At 49.4% G+C, this 3,043-nt stretch carries 3 protein-coding genes; 1 reads left to right on the top strand and 2 read right to left on the bottom strand.

From position 1 onward, the window contains the following. Nucleotides 1–361: 361 nt before the first annotated feature. Both MiSe_RS48330 and MiSe_RS48325 read right to left on the bottom strand, forming a co-directional pair. Nucleotides 362–967, bottom strand: a complete 606-nt coding sequence (locus MiSe_RS48330; RefSeq protein WP_226594547.1) for a hypothetical protein — start codon at nucleotides 965–967, stop codon at nucleotides 362–364. A 130-nt stretch (nucleotides 968–1,097) separates the two neighbouring features. Beyond that, nucleotides 1,098–1,880, bottom strand: a complete 783-nt coding sequence (locus MiSe_RS48325; RefSeq protein WP_226594545.1) for a DUF2267 domain-containing protein — start codon at nucleotides 1,878–1,880, stop codon at nucleotides 1,098–1,100. A gap of 229 nt (nucleotides 1,881–2,109) precedes the next feature. Between MiSe_RS48325 and MiSe_RS48320 the strand changes: the two genes are divergently transcribed. Continuing rightward, the gene (locus MiSe_RS48320) at nucleotides 2,110–2,889 is read left to right on the top strand and encodes a transglutaminase domain-containing protein (RefSeq protein WP_226594544.1); all 780 of its coding nucleotides are present in this window, start codon (nucleotides 2,110–2,112) and stop codon (nucleotides 2,887–2,889) included. The last annotated feature ends 154 nt before the right edge of the window (nucleotides 2,890–3,043 follow it).

Here is a 3,043-nt window from a genome sequence, read left to right as displayed (position 1 = left end):
GGGCACGGCGGGCAACAGATTGTTTTGACCATGGCCAAAATGGTTGATGCCGTGCCCCTAAGGGCACGGCGGGCAACAGATTGTTTTGACCATGGCCAAAATGGTTGATGCCGTGCCCCTAAGGGCACGGCGGGCAACAGATTGTTTTGACCATGGGAAAAATGGTTGATGCGGTGCCCCTAAGGGCACGGCGGGCAACAGATTGTTTTGACCATGGGAAAAATGGTTGATGCCGTGCCCCTAAGGGCACGGCGGGCAACAGATTGTTTTGACCATGGCCAAAATGGTTAATGCCGTGCCCTAAGGGCACGGCGGGCAACAGATTGTTTTGACCATGGCCAAAATGGTTGATGCCGTGCCCCTACCTGCGATTCGGTGTATTGCTGGGCTGACTTGGGCGGGTGCTACCGCCACCCGTGACGGATGGTGTAGTGCTACCGCTGCCCGAATTGTTGATCAAGTTGGCACACATGCGATCGAGTTCTTCCGCCGTGAACGAACCAACTCCTTGACCAGTGCCAGTGGTAGTCGCGGTAGTGCCGCTGGCGGTGTTACCCGTCGTGCTGCCGGTGCGGTTCGTCGTGTTGCGATTGGTAGTTGTTCCAGTAGTGCCGCTGGCGGTGTTACCCGTCGTGGTGCCGGTGCGGTTCGTCGTGTTGCGATTGGTAGTTGTTCCAGTAGTGCCGGTGGCGGTGTTACCCGTCGTGGTGCCGGTGCGATTCGTCGTGTTGCGATTGGTAGTTGTTCCAGTAGTGCCGGTGGCGGTGTTACCCGTCGTGGTGCCGGTGCGGTTGCTTTGCTGCGCTTGGTTTCCGTTCGCGTTCATGTACTCAGCACAGATGCGTTGCATATCCGCCGGGTTTGTACCGCCAGGAGTGGGATTGGTGGTTTGAGCAATCGCGCCATAGCTAACCAGCAAGCTGCTGCAAATAGCACCCACAATCCCTAAATGCTGTTTAAATCTCATTGCTTCATCTCCCTAATTCAATGCGTTTGTTTCCCAGGAAAAAAACCGGGTTCCTTCCACTCAGGGAAGCCTTTCTACTCATTAACCTCAACTCAAAAACCCGGTTTGAAACGATAAATGTCTTGCCGATCTAGGCTGCTTCCCACAATTGACGGACTTTGCCAGGAAGCCAACTCGCTATTTCTTGAATCCGTTCTTCGGATAATTCATCTTTGGTTGCAGAAAATACGGCTTTTACAACCTGTTCCCGCTCCCGTTCGGGAGGCATCCCGCCTTCATTCGCCACGCGGAACAGAAAGCGATCGTCATCAATTTTGAAAATACCGGGGCCTTGCCACGGTGGACGCACCCGACTCAAGAATCCTACAATCGGATTTGTATCTTTCCAAAGGTCTGCAATTTCCATTTGCAGCGCTTTATCTTTGGTTTCTAGGATTTCTTCGTGCAGTTCTTCTGCCACCCGATCCGATGCTTCGGTTGTCATCAAATCGCGCATCACGCGAAATACAACTTCTGTAATATCTCTGGCGTCAAACGGATCGGGGATGTCGCCAGAAATCATAACTTTTTCCAGGAAAGGCATATCTTTGGAATCAATAGATACGGCTTGCCTTTCCTTGGCAGGAGCGTATTTTTCTCCCAATCTTTTCAACAGGTATTGACCTTTTTCGGTCAGTTCTGCATCTTTTAAACTGAAAGACTCTGGAGCATTATCCCCTGTCACATCAGCGTTGATATATTCATTTAGAGTCAAATATTCCAGGTGTTGCTCCAAACTATCCAATGTCAAGTCGCGTCCGTCGAAGTCCGACTTGGTAAAATTGACTTCATGGGGTTCTTGATTGCCATTCGTTTGAGCGTTCTTTTTCAGCAAAGTGTAGGAAATATCATCTCTTAAATTAGTAATCGTCATGGAAGTCTCTAAAGGCTTTGATGCGGCAACAATCTTGAGCCTATTCCGAAACCTTCCCACTCTGCATCCGCCTTAAGAAACATGTCAAAAGTGAGGTTAATTGAAATTATTTATGTGGTTGGTATAATTCTATCTAAAGAAAGAGGAAAAATTGGTAAATAATCGATAAAAAATATAATTGGTAGCCAAACAAATAAAACTTACATTAATCAATATAGGACTGATAAAAATGCAACTGAATGCAGGATGCGAGATTTTGTTTGAAGCGATCGCACCAACTCCCCTAATTCTGATGCTCAGACCCCGCAGCGGATTGGCGCAATGGGTGTTCCAGGAAGAATACGTAATGGAACCAAACGTACAAGTTCTCGAATATACCGATAGCTACGGGAATATATGTCAGCGACTCGTTGCGCCCCAAGGTGCATTTCGCATTCGCGCCACCGCCAGCGTCGTAACAGCAGATCAAATCGATGTGCAAGCGGGTGCGCCATTCGTACCCGTGCAGAACTTACCCGACAGCGTGCTTCAGTTTATCCTACCGAGTCGGTATTGTCCGAGCGATCGCATGGGCGACCAAGCCGCTACAATCGTAGCCGATAGCGAGCCTGGTTACGACCAAGTAGAAGCAATTCGTCGCTGGATTCAGACGAATGTTGCATATAAATACGGCACTAGCGATGCTTCGACCTGGGCGTTAGAAACCATAGAAAAACGGGTTGGCGTATGCCGCGACTTTGCCCATTTAGGAATATCTCTTTCTCGCAGTTTAAATATTCCGGCGCGCATGGTGGTAGGCTATTTGTACGAACTAGAACCAATGAACTTGCACGCCTGGTTTGAAGCATTTGTAGGCGATCGCTGGTACACCTTTGACGCCACCCAAAAAGAACCGCGGGGAAACCGCATCGCCATTGCATACGGACGGGATGCAGCAGATGTCGCCCTAGCAACCCAATTTGGGCCTATAAATTTAACACAAATGCGCGTTTGGGTCAAGGAAATTTAAGATTTTAGATGGCAGATTTGAGATTTGAGCAGCTGACCGGCAAACAAACCGGGTTTCTGTGAAAAAGATCTCGGCAAAGAAACCCGGTTTCTCCCCGCGGCGGGGGATGTGAGATGGAAGCAGCTGACCGGCAAACAAACCGGGTTTCTGTGAA

The organism is Microseira wollei NIES-4236 (assembly GCF_020521235.1).
Classification (GTDB): Bacteria; Cyanobacteriota; Cyanobacteriia; order Cyanobacteriales; family Aerosakkonemataceae; genus Microseira; species Microseira wollei.
This window is presented reverse-complemented; position numbering and strand designations above follow the sequence as displayed.